This window comes from Treponema sp. R6D11, from assembly GCF_054786075.1.
Genome location: NZ_BDHD01000167.1, coordinates 1 through 3,636 on the forward strand (window position 1 = coordinate 1; position 3,636 = coordinate 3,636).

Annotated in this window: 6 protein-coding genes; 2 read left to right on the forward strand and 4 right to left on the reverse strand. The window is 46.1% G+C overall.

Features of this window, described 5'->3' with window-relative positions; all coding sequences use genetic code 11:
• Together ACYVTD_RS10525 and ACYVTD_RS10530 are read right to left on the reverse strand one after the other, a co-directional pair.
• Positions 1-638: hypothetical protein (locus ACYVTD_RS10525; RefSeq protein ID WP_461247730.1), on the reverse strand; the 638-nt coding region annotated here is incomplete at its 3' end.
• 106 nt (positions 639-744) lie between these two features.
• Positions 745-1,287, reverse strand: coding sequence for a DHH family phosphoesterase (locus ACYVTD_RS10530; protein ID WP_461247731.1), 543 nt, complete (start codon positions 1,285-1,287; stop codon positions 745-747).
• Between the two features lie 84 nt (positions 1,288-1,371).
• On the opposite strand from ACYVTD_RS10530, the gene ACYVTD_RS10535 reads away from it, so the two are divergent.
• Positions 1,372-1,521 carry a hypothetical protein gene (locus ACYVTD_RS10535; RefSeq protein WP_461247732.1) on the forward strand — a complete coding sequence of 50 codons (150 nt, stop codon included), beginning with the start codon at positions 1,372-1,374 and terminating at the stop codon, positions 1,519-1,521.
• On the opposite strand, the gene ACYVTD_RS10540 is transcribed toward ACYVTD_RS10535, so the two are convergent.
• Positions 1,508-2,542, reverse strand: a complete 1,035-nt coding sequence (locus ACYVTD_RS10540) for an aldose epimerase family protein (RefSeq protein ID WP_461247733.1) — start codon at positions 2,540-2,542, stop codon at positions 1,508-1,510. The genes ACYVTD_RS10535 and ACYVTD_RS10540 overlap by 14 nt on opposite strands.
• A 67-nt stretch (positions 2,543-2,609) precedes the next feature.
• On the opposite strand from ACYVTD_RS10540, the gene ACYVTD_RS10545 reads away from it, so the two are divergent.
• Positions 2,610-3,125 (forward strand): DUF2147 domain-containing protein, encoded by a 516-nt coding sequence (locus tag ACYVTD_RS10545; protein ID WP_461247734.1) that lies wholly within the window; start codon positions 2,610-2,612, stop codon positions 3,123-3,125.
• 10 nt (positions 3,126-3,135) lie between these two features.
• On the opposite strand, the gene ACYVTD_RS10550 is transcribed toward ACYVTD_RS10545, so the two are convergent.
• Positions 3,136-3,636 (reverse strand): 4Fe-4S dicluster domain-containing protein (locus tag ACYVTD_RS10550; protein WP_461247735.1); only part of this gene is annotated, 501 nt, incomplete at its 5' end.

Consider the following 3,636-nt stretch of genomic DNA (forward strand, 5'->3'; position numbering starts at 1 on the left):
AGCCTGTGTTCATATACGATGCACCTGTAAAATTGCCCGTAGATTCTTTCCTTTGTGCGGTAAATATGTTCTTCCCGTTTTTCCCTCATTATGCGTAATTTATCGATCATTTCCCTTAGGATTTTTATGTCAATCTCGGTATAAGCGGCTATTTTTTCAATAAACTCTTCAGAAAGAAAATAATAGCACTTAAGGATAAGCGCAAGAAGCTGTTTTGGGTTTTTTCTCCCTTTTATCAGGAAAAAAATCTCGGCTATTTCGGGCTCGGGTTTGTCATGCGAATAAACGGGCGCCTCTTCCCTTGTAAAATATTCCGGGATTTGGGCGTTCCACGCGGACTGCTCTGTAACCTCGTTGATGACAATCTTCATGCGGTATTCCCTTGCCGCGGTACGGATAATGTTGGTTATATACGCGTCGAAAGACGAACCCGTTTCCTTATACGTGTCTATCGCCTTATTAAGACGCGGATAAAACCAAGAGACAAATTCTTCGTATTCGTCGTTTTTCCATTTTTTTGTAATGATCTTCGCCTGGTTGTTTAACAGATAAATAAAAACCATGCCCTCAAATTTACTCCTGTTTATTTTTCTTTCAATAAACATGGAATATAAATCGTTTAATGTTTGTTCCTGCATAATTAACCTCTGCCTTTGGTATCGGACTTGGGTTAATTTGGACATAGAATAAACGGGAAAAAGACCGTAATTTGTGCGAAAAGTCATCTCGTAAGCGTTTATATGATTATTCGAAATCTTTTTTGAATGAATTTATAATTGTTTTCTTTACGTTTGAAATCTTTCCTTTCATAGTGAGACCGGACGCGTTCTTGTGTCCGCCGCCGCCGAAACTTGCGGCAATTTGAGAAACGTCAACTCTGTCCATCGACCTTAAGCTTACGGTACAGTTGCTGGAGGTCTCCTGGCGGATAATTACGACCGCTTCGACCCCGTCTATGGAAAGAAGCATTTTATTCAGGCTGTCGGAGTCCCTGCCTTCAAACCCGTATTTTTTAAATTCTTTTAACGTTTCATAACTTACAAGCAGTTTTCCGCCATAGTACGATTCCGTTCTGATAAGAATATTCCCCAAAAGAATCCTTGAATTAAGGCTTTTACCTCCGTTCATAATCCTATAAATTTCTTTTGGGCTCGCGCCGTTATGCACCATTCTCGCGGCGGCTTCAAAAACTTCAGCGTTTTTATTTGTAAGGTGGCGGAAAAATCCCGTGTCCGTGCAAAGGAAAGAATCTACGGGCAATTTTACAGGTGCATCGTATATGAACACAGGCTTTCCTACATTACCGTAAACTCGACCGCGTATATTAGTTTAAAGAGCCGACTGGATAAGGCGCGAAAGAGGCTGGAAAAAATGCGAAAACGCAAATTAAAAGTTAGGGCCTGCCCTTCCAACAGGGAAATCGCGGGCGTTATCGGCGTTACAAAAGGCTCCGTAGACTCAAGCCTTTACAAGCTAAGGGAAAAGTTAAAAGCCCTTATGAAAAAATCTACACTAAATTAAACGCGAAAACCGCCCTTTCCTCGTAATCGTTGTCCGGGGACGCGTTACACGAAGGAAAGCCGATCTGGTTCGGCGTATCGGGATAATGCTGGGTTTCTAGGCAGAAGCCGGAGTGCTTGTTATAAACGGAGCCCTGTTTGCCCGTAACATTGTTAAGGTGGTTTCCCGTATAGAACTGGACGCCCGGCTGGGTGGTAAAAACCTTCATTATCCTGCCGGAATCGGGCTCGATTACTTCGGCGCACTGGCGCAATTTTCCCTCGTCCCCGTCTATCGCGAAACAATGGTCGAAACCTTTATTGAGCAGGCCGAGATTGGCGTCTATCCGCCTGCGCTGGGTAAAATCAAAAGGGGTGCCTTTTACGGGAACAAGTTTGCCCGTGGGAATAGCGTGCCTGTCAACTTCGACGTAAGAAGAGGAATACAGAAGCACCTCATGGGAAAGTATGTCCCCCTTCCCTTCCCCGGCCAAATTAAAATAAGCGTGGTTTGTAATATTCACGGGGCAGGTCTTGTCGACCTTAACATGGTAATTGGCGAGAATTTCATTTGATTTTGTCAGCCCGTAACTTACCACGGCTTTAAGGTTGCCGGGGAAACCGCAGTCCCCGTCCGGGCTTTCAAGTTCAAAGCGCACGTAAACGCCCTCGTTTTCCTCGTAGGCTTCGGATTTCCAAAGAAGCTTGTCAAAGCCGCGCGGCCCCGAATGAAGGTTGTTCTTGCCGTCGTTTGCGGCAAGTTCGTATTTTTTATCATTAAGCGTAAAAGACGCGTTTTTAATCCTGTTGGCGAAACGCCCTATCGTAACGCCGATAAACGGCTCGTTTGTTAAGTAGCCTTCCAGCCCCGAATAGCCTAGAATCACGTCGTCAAAAACGCCGCTGTGCGAAGGCACAATCAGGCTTGTCCACGCCGCCCCAAAGTTTGTAAGCGACAATTTTAAGTCGCCCGCGCTGAGTGTCCAAAGTTTAACTTTTTTCCCGCTGGAAAGAACGCCGAAAGTCTTTTTCTCTATTTTCATAGGCTTATTATACACTTGCAGTCATTTTATGCACAAGGTATAATGGAGCCGTAAAAGTTAAAGTTTTATGAATAAATTAATTGTTTTTTGTGTAATTCTACAAATTGCCTCCGTATGTTTCGCCCAAAGCGGCGGCGTAGACCCCGTCGAAGGCTTCTGGATAAGCGTGGACGACAACACCGGCAAAATAACCGCAGGCTGGCAAATTTATCAGGAAGGCGGGAAACTTTACGGGAAAATTTTATCGATGGCGGATTTTCCAAAAGACGTAATAGCCGTCCCCTGCAAGGAAAGTTACAAAGGCTTTCCAGTAGCGGGAAAAGTAAACGCGATGCCCGTCGCCGGAACCCCATGGATTTTCGGCCTTACAAAGGGCAAAAACGGCGACTGGAGCGGCGGCAGTATAATCAACCCCGAAGACGGCAAAATGTTCAGTTGCAAAATAATTTTCCGCGCCGCCGACGGCAAAAAGTATAAAATTGACACCTTAGAAATGCGAGGCGAAATAGGGCTTGGCATAGGCCGAAGCCAATTCTGGCAAAAGTCCGACGCCGAAACCGCAAGCGGCTTGGGGCCAAAGTAACTGGATTAAATCAAGCGTTCTCCGCCACCATCTTAAAAAACTCGGCTTGTTGGGCTTTAAGCAGGGTCGGCACGTCAAGTCCGTAGGGGCAATGCTGTTTGCAATGGCCGCAGTTTGTACAGTTGTCAATCAGGCGCATGTTCTTCTGCCAATCGGGGGAGAGCCAGTGTTCTTTCACCGCCCTTTTCGCCAAAAAGGTTATACGCGCCGCGTTGTTAATGGGAATGCCCGCGGGGCAAGGCAGACAGTAGCCGCAACATCGGCAGAAACTGCCCGAAAGCTCCGCCTTGTCCTTCTCTATGGCGCTTAACAAATTGCCGTCTAATTTGGGCGGGTTGTTTTCATAAGACAAAAATTCGTCTATCTCGGACATTTTCTGTATGCCCCATATAGGGATTACATTTTCATACTGCCGCAAAAACGCGAACGCCGCTTTCGCGTTGCCAATCAAGCCGCCGCAAAGGGCCTTCATGGCGAGAAAGCCGACATTATGCTCGCGGCAAAGGGCGAC

What these genes read in the sequence shown, in the direction of transcription:
- ACYVTD_RS10535 (WP_461247732.1), top strand. Translation starts at nt 1,372, where the DNA reads ATGCGAAAACGCAAATTAAAAGTTAGGGCCTGCCCTTCCAACAGGGAA.
- ACYVTD_RS10540 (WP_461247733.1), bottom strand. Translation starts at nt 2,542, where the DNA reads ATGAAAATAGAGAAAAAGACTTTCGGCGTTCTTTCCAGCGGGAAAAAA.
- ACYVTD_RS10545 (WP_461247734.1), top strand. Translation starts at nt 2,610, where the DNA reads ATGAATAAATTAATTGTTTTTTGTGTAATTCTACAAATTGCCTCCGTA.